This window comes from Mesorhizobium sp. M1B.F.Ca.ET.045.04.1.1 (assembly GCF_003952465.1).
In the GTDB taxonomy this organism is placed as follows: Bacteria; Pseudomonadota; Alphaproteobacteria; order Rhizobiales; family Rhizobiaceae; genus Mesorhizobium; species Mesorhizobium shonense.
On sequence record NZ_CP034448.1, the window covers coordinates 5931327 to 5952611 of the forward strand.

A 21285-nucleotide genomic window follows, 5' to 3' on the forward strand; every position below is an offset into this window, starting at 1 on the left:
CGCACTTTTCCTGGAATTGCTCAGCGGAAACCGGCCTCACCCGGAGCGTGCAGCTTGCCGCCTCGTTCGACGATCGGCTCCAGCGCCTTCTCGACCGGCACGTTCGGCGCGCTGAGGATGGAGGGCTTCGCACCCTGCAGGTTGTGCGCCCACTTCACCGCGTTGCGCAGAACCTTCTGCACTGTCGCGTCGTGATAGGTCGGATAGGTCTCGTGTCCAGGGCGGAAGTAGAAGACGTTGCCGGCGCCGCGCCGGTAGGTGAGGCCGGAGCGGAATACCTCGCCGCCCTGGAACCAGGAGATGAACACCGTCTCCAGCGGCTCCGGCACGGCGAACTGCTCGCCATACATCTCCTCGTATTCGATTTCGAAGAACTCGCCGATGCCTTCGGCGATCGGATGGCTGGGGCTCGTCACCCAGAGCCGCTCGCGCTCGCCGGCCTCGCGCCATTTCAGCGTGCAGGGCGTGCCCATCAGCCGCTTGAAGATTTTCGAGAAATGGCCGGAGTGAAGCACGATCAGCCCCATGCCCTCCCACACCACACCCGGCGGGCGACACGCTCGACCACTTCGTCGGCGACAGCGCCATGATCCTTGTGACCCCACCAGACCAGCACGTCGGTCTCGGCGAGATGGGATTCCGGCAGGCCGTGCTCCGGCTGCTCCAGCGTCGCGGTCGAGGCGGAAATCGCCTTGTCGGCGTTGAGCGCGTTGGCGATGGTGGTGTGCATGCCTTCCGGATAGATGCCGGCGACCACCTCGTTGGTCCGCTCATGGATGTTCTCGCCCCAGACGACAGCGCGTATTGTCATTGAAAGCCTCGTAATGATCATGAGGGTGGAGCCGCCCCGCGCCATAGATAGCGTCTTGCGCTGGCATTGGAAGCGGTTTTCGCAATGCAGTGAACGCTTGTGGGCGTCGTCATTCTAGGGCCGAGCGACGCGAAGCGGAGCGCAGACCCTAGGATGACGAATTCGCACACCCAATTGGCAAGCGATCTTTGCCGTGCGCAATATCGGCCATGGGTGAGGTACTTATAGGGTTAGGGATATTTGCCTGTCTGACTGGCGCCGCGATCGTCAGCCTGATGGTCTATGAGCATTTTCCGACCCACCACCGCCAGGACGACACCAGCGCCGTGGTGCGGCTTGCCGCCAACCTGTTCGTGGTGTTGTCCTCGCTGGTGCTCGGCCTGATGATCAATTCGGCCAAGAACACATTCGAGGCCATCAACAGCAACGTCCACACCTTCGCGATCGATATCATCCTGCTTGACCGAACGCTCCGGCAATACGGACCGGAGGCGGACGGGGCCCGGCAATCGCTCACGGCCTATGTCCAGCGCGTCGTCGACACCTCCACCGCCGACAGCGACACAACGGTCGTCCCGAACAGGCTGTCGGAGCTGCTGCTCAATCAGGTCGGCGATATCCTGGCGGGATTGACGCCCGCGGATGCCAGGCAGACCGCCGCACAGCAGGCTGCGACACAGCAACTCCAGAAGCTGATCGAGCAACGCTGGATATTGGCCGAACAGTCCGAGGGCGCCATCCCCGCACCGCTGATCGCCCTGCTCGTCGCATGGCTGACGCTGATCTTCGCCAGTTTCGGCTTCCGGGCGCCGCGCAACGCAACCATCGTCGGCACGTTTGTCATCTCCGGTGCGCTGGCGGCGGCCGCCGTCTATCTGATCATCGACATGGATGCGCCCTTCTCCGGCCCGATTCAGGTCTCGCCGGCGCCGCTGCAAAGAGCGCTGGCGGAACTGACGCAGTGAGATTCACCGTCGGCTCAACACATCGACCAGCCATTTGGCCGCCACTTCAGCGCCGTCGGCGCGGATCAAGCGAGCGAGCGCTCTCGCGCGAACGCCGGTTTCGGGCGCCAGCGCCGTTTCGAGCGCCACCGACAATGACGCGAAAGTCGGCGTCGGGCCGTCATGTGCGGCACCTATGCCGAGCTCGGCCACCCTGCGCGCCCAATAGGGCTGGTCACCGATCTGCGGCACCACCACCTGCGGCGCCCCTGCCCGCGCGGCGGCGGCGGTCGTGCCGGCGCCGCCATGGTGCATGGCGGCGGCCACGCGGCCGAACAACGCCTGCTGGTTGACATCGCCGACGGCGAAGCAATCGTCGCGATCGTCGATCGGGCCGAGCTCGGCCCAGCCATGCGCGATAATCGTGCGCCGCCCCCTAGCGCGGATCGCCTCGATGGCCGCACGGCCGGCCTCGCTCGCGACCGCAATGGAGCCGAAGCCGACATAGACCGGCGGCGAGCCGGCATCGAGGAAGACTTCCAGCCCGTCGGGGAGCGGCCGTTCGTCGGCCAAGATCCAGGCGCCGGTCTGCATGGCTTCGATCAGGTCCGAGGGCGGCCATGGCCCGAGCGTCGGGTCGCAGGCAAGCAGGACAGGATCGCCGAAGACATAATCGCGGACATTGTCCAACGGATGCAAGCCGAGCGATGCGCGGAGGCCGTTGATCGCGCCGCCAAACAGCGCGTTCTTGGTCGCGATATCATGGTCCCAGAGCGCTCTGTTATCGGTCACGCCGGCTGGAAGCGGATGCCCCGGATATTCATGCGGCCGGTTGTGCGCCGACGGCAGCCAGATAGGACAGAAGGTGCCAAGGATGTAGCGGATGCCCCGCTGCTCAGCGATCAGCCGCACGGCGGCACAGGAGGGGAGGAGGCCGCACGCCACCACGGCATCGCAGCCTTCGGCGGCCGCCATGAGCGCATCGTATTGCCTGGCGACGATCTCGGCCGCCTGGCCGGAGATGAGCTTCGCCCGGCTCTCGGGCGAAGCGGCCGACGAACGCCTGATCATCTCCTTTACCCATTCGCGCACCGGCGCAAAGGCCAGCACCAGCTCCACGCCGGCGCGGGAGCATAGAGTGGCAAATTCCTCATCACCGGGGACGCTCACCTGCACCTCGGCCCCGAGCGCCTGCAGCCGCTCGCCGAGCGCCACCACCGGCTCCACGTCGCCGCGCGAACCGTAGGTCGACAACAAAATCCGCATTCGGGAACTCCCTTGTCCAAAAATCGAGATCAAGGGCAGGGTACATACGGCATGGTGGGAGTCTTGCCGCAAGCCCGGGTTGCGCCATATCTACCTTCTGGGAGGGGTCGATATGTTTGCCGTCCCCTCAATCCCGCCGATTTTCGACGTTTCCCACCGGCGCTTTACGAGGTCGCCGTCGCTTCGCGTCGCTCGCGGTGAGCTTTGCGGCCGCGCCGCAAGCACGGTTCATCACGCTCGCCGCGCCGACGGCGGCGATGATCCGGGCCAAGGCAGAAAGAGACGGCGTTGACTTAAAGCGCGTCGCGATCTTTCAGATTCGCTCGATGCGCTTTAGTTTTTTGATTTTGCGCATGTCTTTGTCCCGAAACCGGTTCCCACTTTCGGGAGACATGCTTTAGTTCCCTGGCACATAAATTCTGACCGGTTGGGTATGTTTGCGTTGGCGTATCGCATGCCTTGGAGGTTAGCCGAAACGCCGATCGCTTCGTCATCCTGGGGCAGAGCAAGGAGCGAAGCGACGCGGCGCAGACCCCAGGATGACGACGTTGGGGAGGCTTCCGCCAATTCCAAACGTCGTGAAATCCTGGATCAGCCCTGGCGCCCTTCCTGGGCGACCTGGGTGGGCGATCTGGTCAGGCGCGGGACGACCACGAGGCGCTTGATCTTGCCTTTCTTGTAAGCGGCGAGGAAGCGGTGGTAGTCCTTGAAGACAACACAGCCATTGGATTCGGCGCGGCCGCCACGCAGCATATAGGTGTGGGCGAGCAGGCCGTCGCGGCCGTATTTGTTCTTGCCACTGGTCGGAGTCAGCCGGATCGCCTCGACGCCGTGGAAGCGCGATTCACGCATCGACAGATTGTAGGTATCGGGCGGCGTCGGGCCGACATTCTTGCGGTTGACGAAGCGTGGCTGGTCGACCATCGAGCCGAACCCGGAATGCGCCTCCAGCTTCGAGCCGTCCGGCATATAGACCGTCCCGGCAGAGATGTCGTAAACGGCGACGCCATTGCCCGTCGAAGGCCCGTTGAACAAGCTCCCGAAGGCCCTGCCGAGGCCGCCGCGTTCGGGCGTGTCCGGCTTGGCGTAGGCGAGCATCTCGGAAGGCTGCGCCTTGCCACGCTTGGCCGGCGCGGCATTGATCGGTTTCGAGTCCTGCACGCCCGGAAGCGCCTGGTCGGAACTCCTCAGCGATCGCGGTGACTGCGGGGCTTCCGCGGTATCGACGGCAGTGGGTAGCGGCTTGCCTGGCCCCGGCTTGGCAGCTTGGGGCTTTGCCGCCTGGGTTGCCTGCGGCTTGGCCGGCTCCGGATTCCTCGCGGCGTTCTGTTCGGGCGTCTCGGTCGCGCGATCGAGCGAGGTGCGCGGCCTCAGGCCCGGCACGGCGATGCTGTCGGGCAAACCATCCTGCGGCGGCAGCGAGGCGACCTGCACTTCACCCTGGCGAGCGACGGCTTGCCCCGAGGCTTCAGCACCGTCAGAGGCGCCGGCTGCCAGATCCGGCGCATCGCCGTTGGCGAGCTCGACCGCGGTCGGCACGTCGACCGTCTCTTCGGGCATGACATTGGCCAAAGCCAGCGCCAACTCGGAGGCACGCTGGACGTCGACCTGATTTGAGCCGAAGCGTGTCTCGGCCGGGCCGCTTGAGGTCGGGCCGATCTGGGTCGGATCGATCCGGGCCGGGTCGTTCTCAGCCACGCCGCCGAAGCGGCTTGCCGCCGGCAGGCTCGCAAGCAGGAAAGGCGCGCTTTCGGCGCGCTGGAAGGCATCGGCAAGTTTCTGCGGCGAAAGCCCGGCGCGCTTGATGACGCTGTCGAAACGGTCGGCGACGTCCGCGGCGGACGCTACCTCCACCGCCTTCTCACGCGCAACGCTGAGCTTTTCAAACGCGACGCTGTCAGGCGCCGCCGGCTTCAGGCGCGCCGCCTTGCCGTCATGCACCAGGGCGGTAGGGGTCGGGGTGGAGTGCGCAAAGCTGGTGGCGAGGCCGAGGCAGCCGGCATCGCAGCCGGCGGTGAGCGAGCCCGTCTTGTAGCCGCCGGTCGCGGCAAGGCGCGGCGCCCAGGCATTGGCGACCTTGCGGCGCTGGTCGGCGAGCGCAATGTTGCGCGGCGCAAGCAGGCTCTGCGGCAATCCGTTGGAAGCGGCGGTAAGCGAGGTGCTCACCGAATAGAGGCCGGCCAGCGTGGCCGCCGACCACAGGGCGAGCGCGGCGCCGACAGCAGGCACCACAACCCAACGATGACCACCAGATTTCTTCGAAGTTGAACCCCTCTCAGGAGTGTCACCCCGGTTCTTCAAACGCAAAAACGCCATACGACCACTCTCAATCGGCATGCCGGTTTGCGGACCTGGCACCCGTCACGATCACAGTTCGCCTGGTGCCCCCTGCACCTTCACGCGTCTGTTGCCGATTGATTCAAAAGATGGACAAAGATGGTTAACCAATCCCTCCACCAATCGCCATTGTGGCGACGGTCCATACGAAAAAAGAGCCCTCCATGGTCTCCGCCACGGTAAAAATGCTCTCCCTCGCCCGCTTTTGCTGCCCGTTTTTGCGGGCCGAGTCAAGCAAACGCGAAGGTTTTGCCCTTTCGGACGATCGCCAGCTAAAGACGGATTGAGGTAAAAAAGCGGCAGGAAAAGCGTGCCGCGTAGAGGTGCGACATCGCTGTCGGCGGGGAACGCGAGGCGAACCGGCGGCAGGAAGGAAGGTTTCGCCGCGTGCCGAAATCAACAATAGAGCTGGTCAAATCAGGTCGCTTCACGCCCTGGCCGAGCGGCGCTTCGAAAGCGACTGCCACAACTCCGCTTCGGCGGTGAAACCGTTCTGGAAAGCTTCGATGACTTCGCAGGCAAGCTGTTCTCTTTGGTCCCCGTCTTTGAGGGCCAAACGGCGCTCGTTGCACAACTGATCGAATACCCTCCAGAGAAGCTCCAACTCGATCGGCGTGAATATGCCGCTGTGTTTGGTGAAAGCCATCACGCTTTCCTCCCCCTTGGATGGGCGAAAGCGTGATCTACTCTTTCAAGCGTCCGTGTGCCTCGGCTCGGTGCGGACGACAAGCTATTTTACATCCTTCGGGGTGCCGTGGCGATTCCTTCGTAGTGGAAGATCGAATTTCAAACCGACCCGTAACCCGTCGTCCGACACCCCGCTGGCCTGGGGTGCCCTGAGCTGTTCATCTTTTGAATCGCTCATCCGGTTCAACTATTTGTTTTTACGCAATTCCTGACAGCCTGGCCTTGCTTCAAACACCGGTAAGCGTCGCGCGTTCAGCGTGTTTCGTCCGATCCGTCGGCGACGCCGACATGATACCGATAGACCATTCCCCAACCCTTCCAGCCGGTGAACAGGAGGATCAGGACAACGATCAGCGACAGGACCAGGCCGACCGGCACCACCGCCGCCTCTGCCTGGGTATATCGCAAGTACCAATTGTAAAGCTCGATCAGGACGACAATGACGTTGCCGCCGGCGTGAAGCCATACGTCCCGCAGACTGCGGATCTGAGCATCACCCAGTATATCGGTCAGACCGGCAAGAGCGGCCAGCGCAGCCATGATCAACCCTGCCCCGAGGAGCCAGAGCGTAGGGGCGACCCAGGCCGGATTGCCGGTTCGCCAGAACACAAGGTCGCAAACGAAGGTCGCGACGAAGAAGGCAATCGGGAACGGTATCAGCATGGCATGGACAGGATGGCCGGCAATGCTTGCCGTGCTGTGCGGATTGTGGGTGATCATATGGTGGGCCATAGCAATGCCTCCCGGAGGCGTGGCGAGCGCCGCCTCAGGCCACATCACAACGCATCACGGGCTTGGCGGCAAAAGCCGGATACATATCGAACTCCGATAGGTCCGGAATGTTCCATAGACTCGGCGTTTGCAGTAGCCGGCATAACCGCATATGCCGTGGGACGCCCCGCGGTCGAAAACGAGCCAAAACAAACAGCTATGTGCTAGTCTTGCCAACCAGCAAAAGGACAGCGGGCGATCGCATGTTGGAAACGGACAAGGTGTTCGCCGGCTCGATCCCGGAAAACTATGACCGGCACATGGTGCCGTTGATTTTCGAGCCCTATGCCGCCGATCTTGCGCAACGGGTAGCGTCCTTCTCGCCCGGCGCCGTCCTGGAGACCGCCTCGGGCACCGGGGTCGTCACCCGCGCGCTGGCGCCAAAACTGTCCCCCGACGCAAGCTATGTCGTGACCGATCTCAATCAGCCGATGCTCGACTATGCCGCTTCGCGGCAAGGCCCCGGCAGCCGCGTCACATGGCGCCAGGCGGATGCCCTGGCGCTGCCGTTCGAGGATGCGGCCTTCGATCTCGTTTGCTGTCAGTTCGGCGCGATGTTCTTTCCCGACCGCTCGGCTGCCTATCGCGAGGCAAAGCGCGTGCTCAGACCCGGAGGACGCTTCCTGTTCAGCGTATGGGACCGTATCGAGGAGAATATATTTGCCTATGACGTGACGAATGCCCTGGCAAGGATTTTTCCGAACGATCCGCCGCGCTTCCTGGCACGCACACCGCACGGGTATCACGACAAGGACCTGATCCGCAGAGACCTGGCGGGCGCAGGCTTCTCCCAGGTGACGATCGAGACGCGAGCCGAACAAAGCCGCGCATCCTCGCCGCGCCTTCCGGCCGTGGCTTATTGCCAGGGAACCCTGCTTCGCAACGAAATCGAGGCCAGGGACGCGGGAAAACTGGAAGCCGCGACCGACTACGCCGCCTCCGTGATCGCGGACAGACATGGCAGCAGCGAGGTTGCCGCCAAAATTCAGGCACACGTGATCGTGGCTGTAGCCTAAAGCGCGTCGCGCTGAAACGGATCCAGGCGACGCGCTTTAGGTCTTTGTTTATGCATGTCGTTTTTGCAAAACCGCTGCACACTTTTGCGCGACATGCATTAGGCAGTTTATCGAGTCAGGCGTGCGTCGGCCAAACCGGGAACAGGCTTCGTCTTGCCGCTGAGCCGCGCACCCAGGGTCAGCGCCTGCGGAAAATTGCGGACGACCACCTCCATCAAGGCGGCGCCGCCGGGACCGAGCGCGATGCGGGCGATGGCCTCAGCGGCAAGGACCCGCGTCGAGAACAATCCCCTCCAGGCCGCCTCGTAGCGCCTGCCGGCCGCCTCGCGTCCCCGCTGCCCGCTTGCCGCCGCGCCGAGTTCCTGCACCAGGAGCCAGCCGGACTGAAGCGCCATCGATATGCCCTCGGCGATGATCGGATGCGACTCGCCGGCGGCGTTGCCGATGCGGAAGATGTCCGCTTCGTAGCCGGCGCGGATGCCTGGCCGGATCGGCCCGGCGGCAAGCCACGGGCCGTCGAGATGGGCTTGCTCCAAGGCTTCACGCGCGCCTCGGCATGTCGCCATGATATGATGCTCGACGGCTTCGGCGGCAGAGACATGACCGCCGCGCTCGCGGGCGAGGCTGCCGCGCAGCCGGGTGAGCATATCGCGCCTTATGCAGCAGGAGATCGACATGCGGCCGTGGTCGGCGAGCACCATGCCGCCATAGCCGCCGGGAAACGTCAGCAGCGGCATCAGGTCCGGCGGCAGCGACGAGCCGGTGAAATGCGCCTTGAAGCCGAGCAGGTCCGAGGGGCGGCTGGACTTCCCGAGTTGGCTCGGAAGCGGCCCCGGCTCCCACGAGCCATGCGCAGCGACGATTACCGGCGCCCGCAGGATTGTCGCCTCGTCGCTGGACTTTTCGCCTGCCCGGATCCGCACCGCCTGAATGGCGCCGTCGCGTTCGACGGCGACGACGCGCCAGGGCTGGAAGACTTCGGCGCCGGCCGACCGGGCCGCATCGCGCAGCAAGGTATCCAGAACGTCGCGGCCGAGCGCGCGGCCGAAGCCATCTCTTGCGGCAAACCCCGATCTCGCGCCGGGCATCGGCGCCTCGATGCTGGTGTCGCCGGAAAAGAGGCCGACGCGACGGATTTCTGGACCGGCCGCGGCGCGCCAGGCGTCGCCGATCTCCAGCCGATCGAGAAGCGCCAGATTGCTTGCCGAGATGTATTCGCCGCACACCTTGCGGCGCGGAAACGCGCTCTTCTCCACGATCGCGACGGCCCATCCGCGCCGGGCAAGCGCCAGCGCCGCCGACGTGCCCGCCGGACCGGCGCCGATGACGATCGCATCGTGAGCGGATGGCCGCCTCAAGGTGTTGCCCCGGCCCGCACCTCCGCCGCGCCGACGAAGACATGGGAGAACGGTCCGGCGCGGCGCTCCTCGAGCGGAATGCCGCCGGCAGTGCTCCAGAGGTCGGAAAGCTCGCTTCCGCGGAAGCCGGCGCGCACGCTCTGCGTGGCGTCATGCCTGGTGACGTCGTTGGCGCCGATCACCCAGAGGAGCCGCGCCCCGGCGAGCGCCAAGCCTGCCCGCAGCGGTTCCGTCGCCAGGATGAGCGGAGCCATGCGCCGCAAAAGCGAAAACAGGCGCAGCAGTTCGTCGTCGCCGAAATGATGCAGGAACAGGTTGACCGTGATTGCATCGAAGCGTCTGCCGTCCGCCTCCTCCGCCCAGTCGAAGACGTCGGCCGTGATGGTTTCTAGCGGCCATCCCAGCCCGGCGAAATCGGCCGCGAGCTTCGGCGTGACGAGACCGACGCGATCGAGCATGGTCAATTCCACCTCGCGCCAGTCCCTTGCCAAGCGCCGGGCCACTTTCAGCATGAAGGTGCCGTCGCCGGCGCCGATCTCCAGAATGCGGCCGGGCGGTCTCGGCAGAAATTTCCTCATGAGCGAGGCCATGATCGGCGCCTGGAACATCAGCGCGTTGATGCGGGCAAGGTCGCGACGCGAGCGCAGCGCCCGTTGATCGTCGGCCGCAAGCCCATCCAGGATTTCGGGGACGAGGCTGCGCTGGGCGAGTTCGGTCATGCGACGGTCCTGAACAGCATGGTCTCGGCCGTCAGCCCTGGCCCGAACGACATGCCGCATCCGAGAAGTCCGCCCGGCTTCTTCAGCATCTCTTCCATCACGAACATGACGGTCGGCGACGACATGTTGCCGTATCGGCGCAGCACCTCGCGCGACGGCTTGAGCGCGGCGGGCTCGAGGTTCAACGCCCTCTCGACGGCGTCGAGGACGGTGCGGCCGCCCGGATGCACGGCCCAGAGGTCGATCGCCTCCGGCGGCCGGCCGCCGAGGATGGCGTCCCGGTTGCTGCGCAGCGCTTGCTGGACCGCGGCCGGCACCTGGCCGGAAAGGACCATGTCGAAGCCATGGTCGCGGATATCCCAGGTCATCAATTCCCGCTGCTCGTCCGCGACGGCGCAGCGGAAGGAGTCGAGCTCGATGCCGGGCGGCTCGGCGGTGACGAGGCTTGCCGCGCAGCCGTCGCCCCAGAGGCAGAAGCACAGAAGCTTCTCCAACTCGCTGGTTTCCCTGATGTGCAAGGTGCATATTTCGATATTGACCAACAGCACCTTCGCCCGCGGGTCGGAGCGGACGATGTGGCGGGCAAGCTTGAGGCCGTTGACCGCCGCGTAGCAGCCCATGAACCCGATCATCGTGCGTTCGATATTATCTGGCAGGTTGCAGCGCCGAACCAGGTCGAGGTCGATGCCGGGCGCCGAAAACCCGGTGCAAGAGGTGACGATGAGGTGGGTGACGCGCGATGCCTCGTCGCCGAGGTGCAGCCCGTCGACGGCCTTTTGCGCCAGGACGGGCGCGGCCTCGCCGAACATCGCCATTCTCACAGCCGTTCCGGGAAACGCGCCGCGCCTGAAGGTTCCGGCAAGATCAGCCGACGGCCCTTCGGGGTCGAGCGCGGGTGCAAAGCAGGAAAAGCGATGCTCGATGCCAGCGAGGCCGGCCATGCGTTCGAATATCCTCCTGCGATCTGCGGCGAGCATCGAGGCCGCGTAGCGCAGGTAGAACTGATGGACTTCATGTTCCGGAACCGCTGTCGCGATCCGGTTGATATAGGCGTTGGCGGACATGCACTGTCTCCCTGGGCCTCGGGCGCGGCGCGCGCTGTTGCCGGAGGGGTTCCTTGCTCATGGGCGCCGGTGTGAGACGCCAGACGTTGAGCGTTGCCTGTTCGATAAACGTTTCGGAAAACCTGTTTCTTCCAGGGCGTATGATCCCGCGCCAAAAAGTTCGGAAGGGATCATGCGCAAAATCAAAGCGTTACAGTCTCTTCCGTCCCCGAAAGGCGCGCCGTGCCGCAAGACCATGGGGCCGGCGCGAACCTTCAGCCTGTCAGGCAAAAGCCTCGCGCCGATCACTTGCTGCCCTGCACCGCTCCGGGCACGATCAAGGCTCCCTGGTCGCGCTCCGAATATCTGAAGCCGATAAAGAACAAGGCGATGATGACGAGACAGAGCGCCAGCACGATGGCGATGGTCCTTCCCGGGTTTTCGGCAGGCGGTTTGTCTTCCATGGCAGTTCGCCTCGCATATAAACCCTGCGAGAGCGGCAAGGGTTCCGAGCGCCAGGCGCGTTCGCCGAATCTTGGCATAGCGAGGGCACCGCCGCGATCACGTGACATCGATGACGACCATCAGCCCGCCGCCGCCCTTCTCCTCGACATTGTTGTTCGTCGTGTGGTGCGGGATGTGGCAGTGGATCAGCCATTTGCCCGGGCGCCGCGCCGTCCAGACGACATCGTAGCGTTGGCCCGGCCCGACATTGACGGTGTCGGCGAGGAAGCGGGCCGAAGGGGAAATCGTCTCGCCGTCGCGGGCGACCACCTCGAACGGCCCGCCATGGATATGCATGGGGTGGATGAAGCCGTTGTTGGTGCCGATGAAGCGCACCTTCAAGGTTTCGCCGACCTTCATGCGGATTGTCTCGGTTGAGGGATAGGCCTTGCCGTTGATGGTGAAGAAGTTCGGCATGCCGCCGTCCATCGGCATCGAAGGATAGGTCAGGCCCTCCCGCACCAGCCATTCCTGCAATTCGATGACATAGTCATGGTCGGCCGCGACCTCGTCGACGGGATCGGCGGGGTCGATGATCAGCGCGCCATAGAGGCCGAGCGCCTGCGTCCGATCCGGCTTGGCATGCGGGTGGTAGAAATAGGTGCCGTGCTGGTTTGCCGTGAACTCGTAGGAATAGGTCTCGCCGGGCTCGATCGGCGGCTGCGTGATCTCGGCCGGCCCATCCATCTGGTTGGGCAGGATCAGACCATGCCAGTGCACCGTGGTTTCCTCCGGCAGCGCATTGGTGACATTGATGCGCACGCGGTCACCCTGACGGATATGGATGCGCGGGCCGGGGATCTGGCCGTTATAGGCATAGGCTTCGACCGTGACGTCCGGCAGGATGTGCCAGCGGATCACCGACGGCTTCAGCTCGAAAACCTTGACGCCGTTCTCCATCCGGAACGGCAATTCCTGGTCCCCCTTGGCCGCAAGACCGTAGGAGGCGGTCACCAGGCGCGGATCGGCCGCCGCCATGTCGCGCATCGTGTCGGCCGGCGTGTCGCGGTCCATGATCATGCCTTGCGGCATGATCACTCCGCCGACGTCACGCGCCGACAAGGTCAGGTTCAGCCAGTTCGCAGGCGCAATCATTCCGATGGCGAGCGCGACCAGCGAGGCCATGCCGATGGCGGCGATCTGCGGCGCGGTCGCATCCGAGTGCATGTGGTGGCCGGCGCCGCCCTTGCCCGAAGGCCGGCCGCTGCCTTGCCGATGATGGCCATGGCCGCGTGCATCGGCCTGCTGCATCTGCATCCGCGCATGCTGTGCGCTGGCCGGCCGGGCACCTGCCTCGGCCGGCTGGTCGCGTTCGGTTATCAGGCCATGCTTCAGCCCGCGCGCGACCAGCCAGACATTGGCGGGATAGGCGAGCGTGAAGCCGGCGATCACGCCGATCGACATCGCGCCCCAGAACAACAGCTCGGTCGGCTCCATGGCGCGCATGTCGCGGCCCATCATCAGGAAGCTCATGACCGGCGCCATGCCGGCCATCATGAAGTTCATGGAGATGAATTCGGGCAGGAAGCTCTTGCGGACGTTTTCCCGATAGGTGCCGCCCATCATCGACTTCATGAACAGCGACTGGAAGATGAAGAGGCCGAAGGCGAAGCCGGCAAGATATTCGACGATAAGGTCGAGCCACATCGGCAGGCCGAGCGTCGCCGTGATAACGGCAGCGAGGATGATGCCCGTGGCATCGCCGGCGACGCAATGGATGGTCGAGCCGACGCCCTGCTTCCAGAGCGGACCGGTGAAAGCCTCATGCTCGCCCGGGCGAGGCTCCTTGTCGGCGAGCACGTAAAGCAGCAGGCCGAGCGGGCCCATATAGAGCGTCACCAGGATGAAGCCCCATTTCATCACCACCGGCTCGGGATTGTTGCGGTACTGGTCGAAGCCGACATAGAGCGTCGAGGCAACGGCGAGCGCGAACCAGGCGACGAGGAAATAGTCGATCGGTTGGATAAGCATGCTCCCTCGCGCCGTTCGCTCGGAGGTTGTGCCTGCCCCCGCCTGCGGATGAACGCGGCCGAGGCCGTTATGATCCACAAAGCGGATTGCCTGGCCGGACGGGCGAACGCCAAACGGCGCGCCGAGGATGAGACGCGATGCCGCGCCCGCGCGGAAATCACGGGCTTGCGACTTGCAAAAGCCGCGCTTTCCGATCAGCCTAAGGGGATAATGGCTCGACTGTCGCCAAAACATCTCATGGTCATGCTGCTCGCGGTCTTCTTGACCGCCGGGTTCAGCCTGTCCGCGGCGCAGGCCAGCGTCATGTCGGCCAGGATGGCAGGCGCTAACACCATGGCCATGCCTGCCGCCAGCGGCATGGACAAGATGGCCGGCGGCGCTATGGATGAGGACTGCAAGGCGTGCCTCAAGGATTTGGGCAGCAAGGGCGGTCCGATGCATTGCCCACCTGACTGCATCGCACCCGTTCTCGCCGTGCTGCCGCAGGACTTGGCCATGGCGATCGTGCCGCGTGCGCAGCAGCCATCGCCGTTGCCCACCCCGTTGCTGCGCGGGCGAAGTTCCCTGCCCGACCCATCCCCTCCCCGACCCACCGCTCTCGTCTGACGCCGTATCGGCCGCATAGCGGCTGATCCCTGGCGTCTGATCCCCGCTTCGCGCGCCGCCGCGTCGCGGGCTCGCACGGCAATCCGGCTCGCGCCGGAATGCCCGTCGTCGATCGAGATCGCAGAGCACATAAATGAATTCCGGTTCCAATCTTTTCCTGTCCCGTCGCGGCTTTCTCGCCGTGGCGGCTGGAACTGCCATGTCGCTGCCGATGCGTCCCACCCGCGCATCCGCCGTTGACGAACGCACCCTCAGGGCCGCGCCAGGCCAGGCGCAATTGGCCGGCCCCGACCACGCGCCTACCCCGACCTGGGCCTACAACGACACCGTCCCCGGCCCGGTGTTGCGCCTGCGGCAAGGCCAGCCGGTTCGGATCACGGTCGAGAACGGGTTGACCGAGGACACCACGGTCCACTGGCATGGCATCCGCCTGGCGAACGCCATGGACGGCGTGCCGGGACTGACCCAGCCGCCGATCGCGCCGGCTGCAAGTTTCATCTATGAATTCACGCCGCCGGACGCCGGCACCTTCTGGTACCATCCGCATGCCGACAGCCTCGTACAGCTCGGCCGCGGCCTAGCCGGCGCGCTGATCGTCGAGGAGGCAGAGCCTGTCGCCTTCGACCGCGACCTGATCTGGATGCTGCAGGACTGGCGGCTTGCCGCCGATGGCCGGATCGCCGGCGGTTTCGGCAGCGCGATGGATGCTGCGATGTCCGGCCGGGTCGGCAATCTCGTGACCGTCAACGGCATGGCACCGGCCGATCAGGGTGTGAGGGCCGGTGAGCGCATCCGGCTGCGGCTGGCCAATGCCGCGCTTGCGCGCATGATGGCGCTGCGCTTCGAGGGACACCGGCCGGTCATCCTGGCGATCGACGGCCAGCCTTGCGACCCGCACGAGCCGGAGGACGGCCGTCTGGTGCTGGCTCCGGCGATGCGCGTCGACATCGCGCTCGACATGCAGGGCAAACCGGGTGGCCGATACCAGGTGGTCGACGATTTTTATGACGGCCTTGCCTACACGCTGGCCGCGCTTGCCTATGACCAAGCACCACCGCTCAGGGTGCATCCCCTGGACCCGCCGACCGCCCTGCCGCGCAATCCCTTGCCCGAGCCCGATCTCGCCAACGCCGTGCGGCAGGAGATCGTCTTGCAGGGCGGCATGATGGGCGGCGGCAAGCTCGCCGGCGTCGGCGGGATGATGGGCATGTCCGGCATGATGGGCATGAGCATGAAGGGCATGACGATGCCCGGCATGAACGGCACGCCCGCCTGGGCGATCAACGGCGTGTCGATGACCGGCGACGGTCATGCCGGCATGGCGCCGCAGTTCACGCTGAAACGCGGCGTCACCTGCCACCTCACCATGCGCAACGAAACCGCCTGGTGGCACCCGATGCATGTGCACGGGTTCAGCCTTTTGCTGCTCTCCCGCAACGGCGCTCCCGTGCCGCACCGGCAATGGCAGGACACGGTGCTGCTTGCGCCGAAGGACACCGTCGAATGCGCCTTCGTCGCCGACAATCCCGGCGACTGGATGCTGCATTGCCACGTCGCCGATCACCAGATGGCCGGCCTCATGACCGTGTTCCGCGTGACCTGATTTTCAACCAAGGAGAACTGCAATGAAATTGACCTACCGCCTTGCCGCTCTTGCCGCCCTGATCGCGACACCGCTGCCCGCGTTCGCGGCAACCATAAATGCGGTGATGTACAAGAACCCGCAATGCAGCTGCTGCGAATCCTATGCGAACTACCTTGAGCACAACGGCTTCAAGGTTGAGATCAAGCCCGTCAACAATCTTTCCCAGATCAGCAACGATGCAGGCGTGCCCGCCGACCTCGAAGGCTGCCACACGTTGATGGTTGATGGCTACGTCGTCGACGGCCTGGTGCCGGTCGAAATCGTCAAGAAGCTTCTCACCGAACGTCCGGCCGTCGCCGGCATCACGCTCGCCGGCATGCCGGCCGGCGCGCCCGGCATGGGTGGCGAGAAGGACGGAACCTGGACGATCTATGCCTTCACTAAGGACGGCAGGGCGCCAACCATCTATGCGACGGAGTGAGCGCCTATGACCGCAAGCAAACTGGCCGTGGCCCTTTCGGCAATGCTGCTTGCGGCCCTGCTGCCGGCAGCGGCGGCGGAGGCGCCGCAGAACTTCGCCGTTCTCGATACGCCCGCCGCCGTGCCTCAAATCAGCTTCGCGGATGTCGCCGGCCAGCCGAAGACGCTGGCCGAATATTCCGGCAAGGTCGTGCTGCTCAACATCTGGGCGACATGGTGTGCGCCCTGCCGCAAGGAAATGCCGACGCTCGACCACCTGCAGGCCGAGCTTGGCGGCCCCGACTTCGAGGTCGTCGCCTTGTCGATGGATCGCAAAGGCCCCGACGCCGTGAAGAAATTCTTCGCCGAGACTGGCGTCACGCACCTTGCGCTCAACATCGACACCTCCGCCCAGGCGATGTTCACGCTTGGCGCCGTCGGCCTGCCGATGACGCTGCTGATCGACCGGCAAGGCAAGGAGATCGGCCGGCTGATCGGCCCGGCCGAGTGGGACGCTCCCGACATGGTCGACTTCATCCGCGGCCGCATCGCCGCCAAATGAGAAGGAAATGAGATGACAACGACAGAGTTGACCCAGGCCGGGCAGGTTTCACCGGGCCGCGGATCCATCGTCCGCTCCACTTTAGGCGGGCGCCGTGGCCTGATCGCTGCCGGCGTGGCCATCGCCGTCGCCGGCCTTGCCTTCAACTGGTCGTGGCTGGTCGCAGCCGGCATCGCGCCGGCGCTGCTCAGTCTGCTGCCCTGCGTCGCCATGTGCGCACTTGGCCTGTGCACGAACCGGATGACAGCGTGCTCGACCGAAAACGTTCCGTCCGGGAAGGACGGCGGTGGTCCCAAAACGCTTTCCGCAGACATGAAAGGCGGTGGTTGATGTTTTCCCCGGTGCAAAGCCAGCCGGCGGCGCGGTGTGTTTCGTTGGTTCGGGACCAGTGGATGCGCCTGCTGCTCGGCCTGATCGCGCTGACGGCGCTGACCGTCGGCTTCGCGCACGGCGCGCGGGCGCATTCGCTGGACGACATCGACGCCATGCTGCGGAGCGACGAGAAGTATTTCCAGCAGATCGACAAGCCGATGCCCGACTTCACGCTGCGCGCCGCCGACGGGCGCGTCGTGCGGCCGGCCGATCTCGCCGGCAAGGTCGTCGTGCTCCACTTCATCTACACCTCGTGCCCGGACGTTTGCCCGCTGCACGCCGAGAAGGTCGCCGAGGTCCAGAAGATGGTGAACTCGACACCGATGAAGGATCGGGTCGTCTTCATCAGCATAACCACCGACCCGCGGGAAGACACGCCCGATGTGCTCAAGGCCTATGGGCCGACACATGGGCTCGACCCGGTCAACTGGCTGTTCCTGACCACGGCTCCAGACCAGCCGGAGGATGCGACCCGCAAGCTGGCAGAAGCCTTCGGCCACAAATTCACGCTCACCGATGACGGCTACCAGATGCACGGCATCGTCACCCATGTGATCGACAGGGAGGGCCGCTGGCGGGCGAACTTCCACGGGCTGAATTTCCAGCCCATCAACCTCGTCACCTTCGTCAACGCGCTCACCAACAATATCGAGCGCCCGCACCATGAACAGGACGAAGGCTGGCTGGCGAAACTGAAGAACCTGCTTTGAGGCAGGACCACCGCTTTCGAAAAAGAAAGGGAAACACATGTTCACCAGGGCGCACACGAGCCGATTCTTCGGAAGTATCTTTCGCGCCATTCTGCTCGCCGGCCTGGCGGGATGGTTCCTGCTCAATCCAGGCCCTCTGGGCGCGCGAGGACCGGCATTCGCGGCCGGCGAAATGTCCCAGGACCAGCTCGATCAACGGATACACGACTACATTCTGGCGCATCCGGAGGTTCTCGTGCAGGCGCTGCAGAGCCTGGACGAGCGCCAGCGACAAGCGGAGGCGGCCGAGGCCAGGAAGGTGCTCAACGCGCGAACGGCCGACGTCTTTCACGACAAGCAGAGCCCCGTCGGCGGCAATGCGCAAGGCAATGTCACCCTGGTCGAGTTCTTCGACTATAATTGCCCCTATTGCCGAATGATGGCACCAATCATGGAACAGGCCGTGGCCGACGATCCGCAGCTCAGAATCGTCTACAAGGAATTCCCCATCCTCGGCCCCGATTCCGTGTTCGCGGCCAAGGCCGCGCTCGCCGCCGACAAGCAAGGCAAATACGCGGCGTTTCACAAGGCGCTCTATACGGCAAAGACAAGAGTGACCGAGGCGGTCGTGCTCAAGACCGCCGCCGAGGCCGGGCTGGACGTCGAACGCATGAAGGCCGATATGCGGCAGCCGGACATCCAGGCATCGATAGACCGCAACACGGAACTGGCTCAGGCGCTGCGAATAACGGGGACGCCGGGCTTCGTCGCCGGCGATCAGATTTATCCCGGAGCGACCGATCTTGCGACACTGAAAACATTCGTCAACCAAGCGAGGGCCGGCAAATGACCAGCGACCCAAACCGGCGCACAGTTGTTCTCGGCGCGTTCGGCGTCGCCACAGCAGTAGGCCTTTTCGAGCGGGCGGAGCCGGCAATCGCCGCCGAGGACCCGGAATTGGCAAGGCGTTTCAAGGATCTTAGCGAGAACGGCAACAGCACCTGCTCGGCCAAGTTCACGGACTCGATCGCGACCATGCCGGCGATGGCTCGCATCAAGGGCTCGTGTTGCAGCCCGATGGAACTGAAGCGCTATGGCGAGCAGGTGCGAGGGCTCGCCAAGTACCGCGCCATCCCGATGATCCCCGGCGATCCGTATGACATTGCGGCGGCGACAGCGCAGCAGATGATGCCGTATTACGATCTGAAGCTCACCGGAGACGAGCAGAAGGCCTATGACTACGCGATGGCCAATTCCGAGGAGAAGGGGCCGTGCTGCTGCCCATGCTGGCGTTGGAAGGTGTATGGCGGGCTGGCGAAATACCTGATCCACGAGCACCGCTTCACCGGCGAGCAGATCGTTGATGTGTGGGACCTTTCGGACGGCTGCGGCGGGGGTATGTAGGAGCAGACAGGGGCGTCGGCCTGCACCCGCATCCTTGTCGTCTTGACGCTACGAGCTAGGTTACCTCGCAATCGCCGACATGCGCCGGCGAAGTCCGGCTTTCGCCATGGAGGACGACTGCCATGATGGGCGGTTCAGGCGGCATATGGATGATGGGCGGCATGGCCGTCATCTGGATCTTGGTTTTTGTTACGCTCGTGCTCGCGATCGCTGCGCTCGTCAAATATCTAAGGACCTGACCGGGTTGGCAAAGCGCAGTTGACGACGCAGCTCACTTCCACCCTCACCTGTCCTCTTTGCGGACATCAGGCTCTCGAGGCGATGCCGGCCGATGCCTGCCAGTTCTTCTACGAATGCCGGGGGTGCGGAACGTTGCTTCGGCCGAAGACGGGGGATTGCTGCGTGTTCTGCTCCTATGGAGACGTTCCGTGTCCGCCGATTCAGGGGGCTCGCACGGGACGACAGTCCGCGTGCTGCGGCGACAGAGATCGTCACGGCTAGCGAAATCGCGGCGGACCGTGCTGCTTGAGACTCGCCCCGAATCCACCAGCCTGTCCAACCGGGCTTGACCTTCCAGTTACTGGAACCCTTAGGTTCGGCGGCGAAGTCTTCCGGTGGCGCGCGTTCCCAATCACGATCAGGAGAAAAAGATGCATCGACGCGGTTTTCTGGCGGCAGGCCTGGCAACGGTTCTGTCAGGCTCTCGCGCGCTGGCGCAGATGAAGATGGATGGCATGTCGGACATGGATTCCATGTCGGGCATGGACGGCCATGCCGGCCATGACATGGGCGCCATGGCGCTTGACGCCGCGGCGCTGCCCGAAGGCGCGGCGCTGCGCGAATTGCCGACGCTCGCCAACGAGGCCGGCCAGCCCGGCCTGTTCAAGGCGAAGCTGACGGCGGCGCCCGCCACGGCGCGCTTTGCCGCCGACCGGGATACGCCGATCCTTGCCTATAACGGCACGAGCCCGGGGCCGCTGATCGAGGCCTATGAAGGCGACCGCGTCGAGATCACCTTCGCCAACCGGATCGAGGGCGAGCAAAGCACCGTCCATTGGCACGGCATGCCGGTGCCGGCCGATCAGGACGGCAATCCGATGGACCCGGTGGCGGCGGGCGCGGACCGCGTTTACGGCTTCGAACTGCCGGAAGGCAGCGCCGGCTCCTACTGGTATCACCCGCATCCGCATGGCCGGACGGCCGAGCAGGTCTATCGCGGCCTTGCGGGCGCCTTTGTCGTCAAGGCGAAGGCCGATCCGGTGCCGGCGGCCTATGGCGACACGGTGCTCATGTTCACCGACCTTCGCCTTGCCGCCGACGGCTCGATGCCCGACAACACCATGAACGACCTGATGAACGGCCGCGTCGGCGACCATGTGCTGGTCAACGGCCAGAAGAACCCGCGGCTCACCGTGGCGATGGGCGCGAAGCGGCGCCTGCGGCTCTACAACGCCACCAATGCGCGCTTCCTCAGGCTTGCCTTCGAAGGCGCGGCGATGACGATCATCGGGACGGACGGCGGTCTGCTGGGGAAGCCGGTTGCGGCCAACGAGATCATGCTCAGCCCGGCCGAGCGCATCGAGCTGGTCGTCGCCTTCGACCGGGCGGGCACCGCCACCCTCACCACGCTCGACTATGATCGCGGCTGGATGGGTCCCGGCCGGCCGGCGGACGCCGGGCTGACGCTGCTCACCGTCGATGTGTCGGAAACGCCGGGAGAAGCGATGCCGCCGCTGCCCGAGCGGCTCAGGCCAATCGCACCGCTTGGGCAGCCCGCGGTCAGCCGCCGTCTCGTCTTCACCGAGACCATGGCGATGAACGCCACCGGCATGGAGATGGGCTTCCTGATCAACGGCAAGGCCTTCGACATGGAGCGCGTCGACATCGTCGCCCGGGCCGGCGAGACCGAGCTCTGGGAAATCGTCAACCAGGCCGACATGGACCACCCGTTCCATCTCCACGGCACGCAGTTCCAGGTGATCGAGCGCGAGCGCGGCGGCAAGGTCGCCAAACCGCCCTATCTCGCCTGGAAGGACACGGTCAACGTGGCGCGCGGCGAGACGGTTCGGCTGCTCTTGCGCCAGGAGCGGCCCGGCCAGCGCATGTATCATTGCCACATCCTCGAGCATGAGCAGCTCGGCATGATGGGCATCCTCGACGTCGAGGCATAGGAGTTCAACT

General features: G+C 64.8%; 22 protein-coding genes and 1 pseudogene. 13 read left to right on the plus strand and 10 right to left on the minus strand.

The window, feature by feature from the left end; genetic code table 11:
• Positions 1 to 20: 20 nt before the first annotated feature.
• Positions 21 to 811, minus strand: a pseudogene (locus EJ071_RS29490) (ThuA domain-containing protein).
• 209 nt (positions 812 to 1020) lie between these two features.
• Between EJ071_RS29490 and EJ071_RS29495 the strand changes: the two are divergent.
• The gene (locus EJ071_RS29495) at positions 1021 to 1776 is read left to right on the plus strand and encodes a DUF4239 domain-containing protein (protein ID WP_126100999.1); all 756 of its coding nucleotides are present in this window, start codon (positions 1021 to 1023) and stop codon (positions 1774 to 1776) included.
• Positions 1777 to 1779: 3 nt separating this feature from the next.
• Here the strand turns inward: EJ071_RS29495 and EJ071_RS29500 are convergent, their stop codons facing one another.
• Positions 1780 to 3021 carry a glycosyltransferase gene (locus EJ071_RS29500; RefSeq protein ID WP_126101000.1) on the minus strand — a complete coding sequence of 414 codons (1242 nt, stop codon included), beginning with the start codon at positions 3019 to 3021 and terminating at the stop codon, positions 1780 to 1782.
• 197 nt (positions 3022 to 3218) lie between these two features.
• Here EJ071_RS29500 and EJ071_RS29505 point away from each other — a divergent pair, with 197 nt between their 5' ends.
• Positions 3219 to 3422: a hypothetical protein gene (locus tag EJ071_RS29505; protein ID WP_126101001.1), complete on the plus strand. Its 204-nt coding sequence runs from the start codon at positions 3219 to 3221 to the stop codon at positions 3420 to 3422.
• A 190-nt stretch (positions 3423 to 3612) separates the two neighbouring features.
• Here EJ071_RS29505 and EJ071_RS29510 read toward each other — a convergent pair whose 3' ends face one another.
• The 3 genes from EJ071_RS29510 to EJ071_RS29520 form a co-directional block, all read right to left on the minus strand.
• A complete protein-coding gene (locus tag EJ071_RS29510) occupies positions 3613 to 5250 on the minus strand; it encodes a tlde1 domain-containing protein (RefSeq protein WP_245460022.1) in 1638 nt (545 codons plus the stop codon).
• A 535-nt stretch (positions 5251 to 5785) separates the two neighbouring features.
• Positions 5786 to 6004, minus strand: a complete 219-nt coding sequence (locus tag EJ071_RS29515) for an RNA-binding protein (protein WP_126101003.1) — start codon at positions 6002 to 6004, stop codon at positions 5786 to 5788.
• Positions 6005 to 6297: 293 nt separating this feature from the next.
• Positions 6298 to 6777 (minus strand): DUF2231 domain-containing protein, encoded by a 480-nt coding sequence (locus tag EJ071_RS29520; protein WP_245460023.1) that lies wholly within the window; start codon positions 6775 to 6777, stop codon positions 6298 to 6300.
• Between the two features lie 242 nt (positions 6778 to 7019).
• On the opposite strand from EJ071_RS29520, the gene EJ071_RS29525 reads away from it, so the two are divergent.
• The gene (locus tag EJ071_RS29525; protein ID WP_126101004.1) at positions 7020 to 7832 is read left to right on the plus strand and encodes a class I SAM-dependent methyltransferase; all 813 of its coding nucleotides are present in this window, start codon (positions 7020 to 7022) and stop codon (positions 7830 to 7832) included.
• 107 nt (positions 7833 to 7939) lie between these two features.
• Here the strand turns inward: EJ071_RS29525 and EJ071_RS29530 are convergent, their stop codons facing one another.
• From EJ071_RS29530 to EJ071_RS29545, 5 genes are all read right to left on the minus strand, one after another.
• Positions 7940 to 9190: an NAD(P)/FAD-dependent oxidoreductase gene (locus tag EJ071_RS29530; RefSeq protein WP_126101005.1), complete on the minus strand. Its 1251-nt coding sequence runs from the start codon at positions 9188 to 9190 to the stop codon at positions 7940 to 7942.
• Positions 9187 to 9909, minus strand: coding sequence for a methyltransferase domain-containing protein (locus tag EJ071_RS29535; protein ID WP_126101006.1), 723 nt, complete (start codon positions 9907 to 9909; stop codon positions 9187 to 9189). The genes EJ071_RS29530 and EJ071_RS29535 overlap by 4 nt, the downstream gene beginning before the upstream one ends.
• Entirely contained in the window at positions 9906 to 10973 is a 1068-nt protein-coding gene (locus EJ071_RS29540) for a type III polyketide synthase (protein ID WP_126101007.1), read from the minus strand. The genes EJ071_RS29535 and EJ071_RS29540 overlap by 4 nt, the downstream gene beginning before the upstream one ends.
• Before the next feature lie 284 nt (positions 10974 to 11257).
• Positions 11258 to 11416 (minus strand): hypothetical protein, encoded by a 159-nt coding sequence (locus EJ071_RS38785; protein WP_189521280.1) that lies wholly within the window; start codon positions 11414 to 11416, stop codon positions 11258 to 11260.
• 97 nt (positions 11417 to 11513) lie between these two features.
• Positions 11514 to 13427, minus strand: coding sequence for a DUF4396 domain-containing protein (locus EJ071_RS29545; RefSeq protein ID WP_126101008.1), 1914 nt, complete (start codon positions 13425 to 13427; stop codon positions 11514 to 11516).
• 69 nt (positions 13428 to 13496) lie between these two features.
• On the opposite strand from EJ071_RS29545, the gene EJ071_RS29550 reads away from it, so the two are divergent.
• The 10 genes from EJ071_RS29550 to EJ071_RS29595 all read left to right on the plus strand — a co-directional run bounded on the left by EJ071_RS29550 (position 13497) and on the right by EJ071_RS29595 (position 21275).
• On the plus strand, positions 13497 to 14033 hold the full coding sequence (locus tag EJ071_RS29550; RefSeq protein WP_245460024.1) for a hypothetical protein: 537 nt from the start codon (positions 13497 to 13499) through the stop codon (positions 14031 to 14033).
• Between the two features lie 133 nt (positions 14034 to 14166).
• Positions 14167 to 15636, plus strand: coding sequence for a multicopper oxidase family protein (locus EJ071_RS29555; protein WP_126101009.1), 1470 nt, complete (start codon positions 14167 to 14169; stop codon positions 15634 to 15636).
• Between the two features lie 22 nt (positions 15637 to 15658).
• Positions 15659 to 16099, plus strand: a complete 441-nt coding sequence (locus EJ071_RS29560; RefSeq protein ID WP_126101010.1) for a DUF411 domain-containing protein — start codon at positions 15659 to 15661, stop codon at positions 16097 to 16099.
• 6 nt (positions 16100 to 16105) lie between these two features.
• Positions 16106 to 16639, plus strand: coding sequence for a TlpA disulfide reductase family protein (locus tag EJ071_RS29565; RefSeq protein ID WP_126101011.1), 534 nt, complete (start codon positions 16106 to 16108; stop codon positions 16637 to 16639).
• Between the two features lie 12 nt (positions 16640 to 16651).
• Positions 16652 to 16969, plus strand: coding sequence for a hypothetical protein (locus EJ071_RS29570; protein WP_189521282.1), 318 nt, complete (start codon positions 16652 to 16654; stop codon positions 16967 to 16969).
• Between the two features lie 62 nt (positions 16970 to 17031).
• On the plus strand, positions 17032 to 17721 hold the full coding sequence (locus EJ071_RS29575) for an SCO family protein (protein ID WP_126101012.1): 690 nt from the start codon (positions 17032 to 17034) through the stop codon (positions 17719 to 17721).
• Positions 17722 to 17758: 37 nt separating this feature from the next.
• Positions 17759 to 18550: a DsbA family protein gene (locus tag EJ071_RS29580; protein ID WP_126101013.1), complete on the plus strand. Its 792-nt coding sequence runs from the start codon at positions 17759 to 17761 to the stop codon at positions 18548 to 18550.
• Positions 18547 to 19104, plus strand: a complete 558-nt coding sequence (locus EJ071_RS29585) for a hypothetical protein (protein ID WP_126101014.1) — start codon at positions 18547 to 18549, stop codon at positions 19102 to 19104. The genes EJ071_RS29580 and EJ071_RS29585 overlap by 4 nt, the downstream gene beginning before the upstream one ends.
• A gap of 321 nt (positions 19105 to 19425) precedes the next feature.
• Entirely contained in the window at positions 19426 to 19605 is a 180-nt protein-coding gene (locus EJ071_RS39700) for a GDCCVxC domain-containing (seleno)protein (protein WP_245460364.1), read from the plus strand.
• Positions 19606 to 19754: 149 nt separating this feature from the next.
• Positions 19755 to 21275: a multicopper oxidase family protein gene (locus EJ071_RS29595; RefSeq protein ID WP_126101016.1), complete on the plus strand. Its 1521-nt coding sequence runs from the start codon at positions 19755 to 19757 to the stop codon at positions 21273 to 21275.
• The last annotated feature ends 10 nt before the right edge of the window (positions 21276 to 21285 follow it).

Excerpts from the sequence above, each read along its gene's own strand:
- EJ071_RS29595 (WP_126101016.1), top strand. The coding sequence starts at position 19,755 with ATGCATCGACGCGGTTTTCTGGCGGCAGGCCTGGCAACGGTTCTGTCA.
- EJ071_RS29515 (WP_126101003.1), bottom strand. The coding sequence starts at position 6,004 with ATGGCTTTCACCAAACACAGCGGCATATTCACGCCGATCGAGTTGGAG.
- EJ071_RS29495 (WP_126100999.1), top strand. The coding sequence starts at position 1,021 with ATGGGTGAGGTACTTATAGGGTTAGGGATATTTGCCTGTCTGACTGGC.
- EJ071_RS29540 (WP_126101007.1), bottom strand. The coding sequence starts at position 10,973 with ATGTCCGCCAACGCCTATATCAACCGGATCGCGACAGCGGTTCCGGAA.
- EJ071_RS29545 (WP_126101008.1), bottom strand. The coding sequence starts at position 13,427 with ATGCTTATCCAACCGATCGACTATTTCCTCGTCGCCTGGTTCGCGCTC.
- EJ071_RS29575 (WP_126101012.1), top strand. The coding sequence starts at position 17,032 with ATGCGCCTGCTGCTCGGCCTGATCGCGCTGACGGCGCTGACCGTCGGC.
- EJ071_RS29550 (WP_245460024.1), top strand. The coding sequence starts at position 13,497 with ATGATCCACAAAGCGGATTGCCTGGCCGGACGGGCGAACGCCAAACGG.
- EJ071_RS29565 (WP_126101011.1), top strand. The coding sequence starts at position 16,106 with ATGACCGCAAGCAAACTGGCCGTGGCCCTTTCGGCAATGCTGCTTGCG.
- EJ071_RS29560 (WP_126101010.1), top strand. The coding sequence starts at position 15,659 with ATGAAATTGACCTACCGCCTTGCCGCTCTTGCCGCCCTGATCGCGACA.
- EJ071_RS29520 (WP_245460023.1), bottom strand. The coding sequence starts at position 6,777 with ATGGCCCACCATATGATCACCCACAATCCGCACAGCACGGCAAGCATT.
- EJ071_RS29500 (WP_126101000.1), bottom strand. The coding sequence starts at position 3,021 with ATGCGGATTTTGTTGTCGACCTACGGTTCGCGCGGCGACGTGGAGCCG.
- EJ071_RS29535 (WP_126101006.1), bottom strand. The coding sequence starts at position 9,909 with ATGACCGAACTCGCCCAGCGCAGCCTCGTCCCCGAAATCCTGGATGGG.
- EJ071_RS29585 (WP_126101014.1), top strand. The coding sequence starts at position 18,547 with ATGACCAGCGACCCAAACCGGCGCACAGTTGTTCTCGGCGCGTTCGGC.
- EJ071_RS29555 (WP_126101009.1), top strand. The coding sequence starts at position 14,167 with ATGAATTCCGGTTCCAATCTTTTCCTGTCCCGTCGCGGCTTTCTCGCC.
- EJ071_RS39700 (WP_245460364.1), top strand. The coding sequence starts at position 19,426 with ATGCCGGCCGATGCCTGCCAGTTCTTCTACGAATGCCGGGGGTGCGGA.
- EJ071_RS29570 (WP_189521282.1), top strand. The coding sequence starts at position 16,652 with ATGACAACGACAGAGTTGACCCAGGCCGGGCAGGTTTCACCGGGCCGC.
- EJ071_RS38785 (WP_189521280.1), bottom strand. The coding sequence starts at position 11,416 with ATGGAAGACAAACCGCCTGCCGAAAACCCGGGAAGGACCATCGCCATC.
- EJ071_RS29525 (WP_126101004.1), top strand. The coding sequence starts at position 7,020 with ATGTTGGAAACGGACAAGGTGTTCGCCGGCTCGATCCCGGAAAACTAT.
- EJ071_RS29580 (WP_126101013.1), top strand. The coding sequence starts at position 17,759 with ATGTTCACCAGGGCGCACACGAGCCGATTCTTCGGAAGTATCTTTCGC.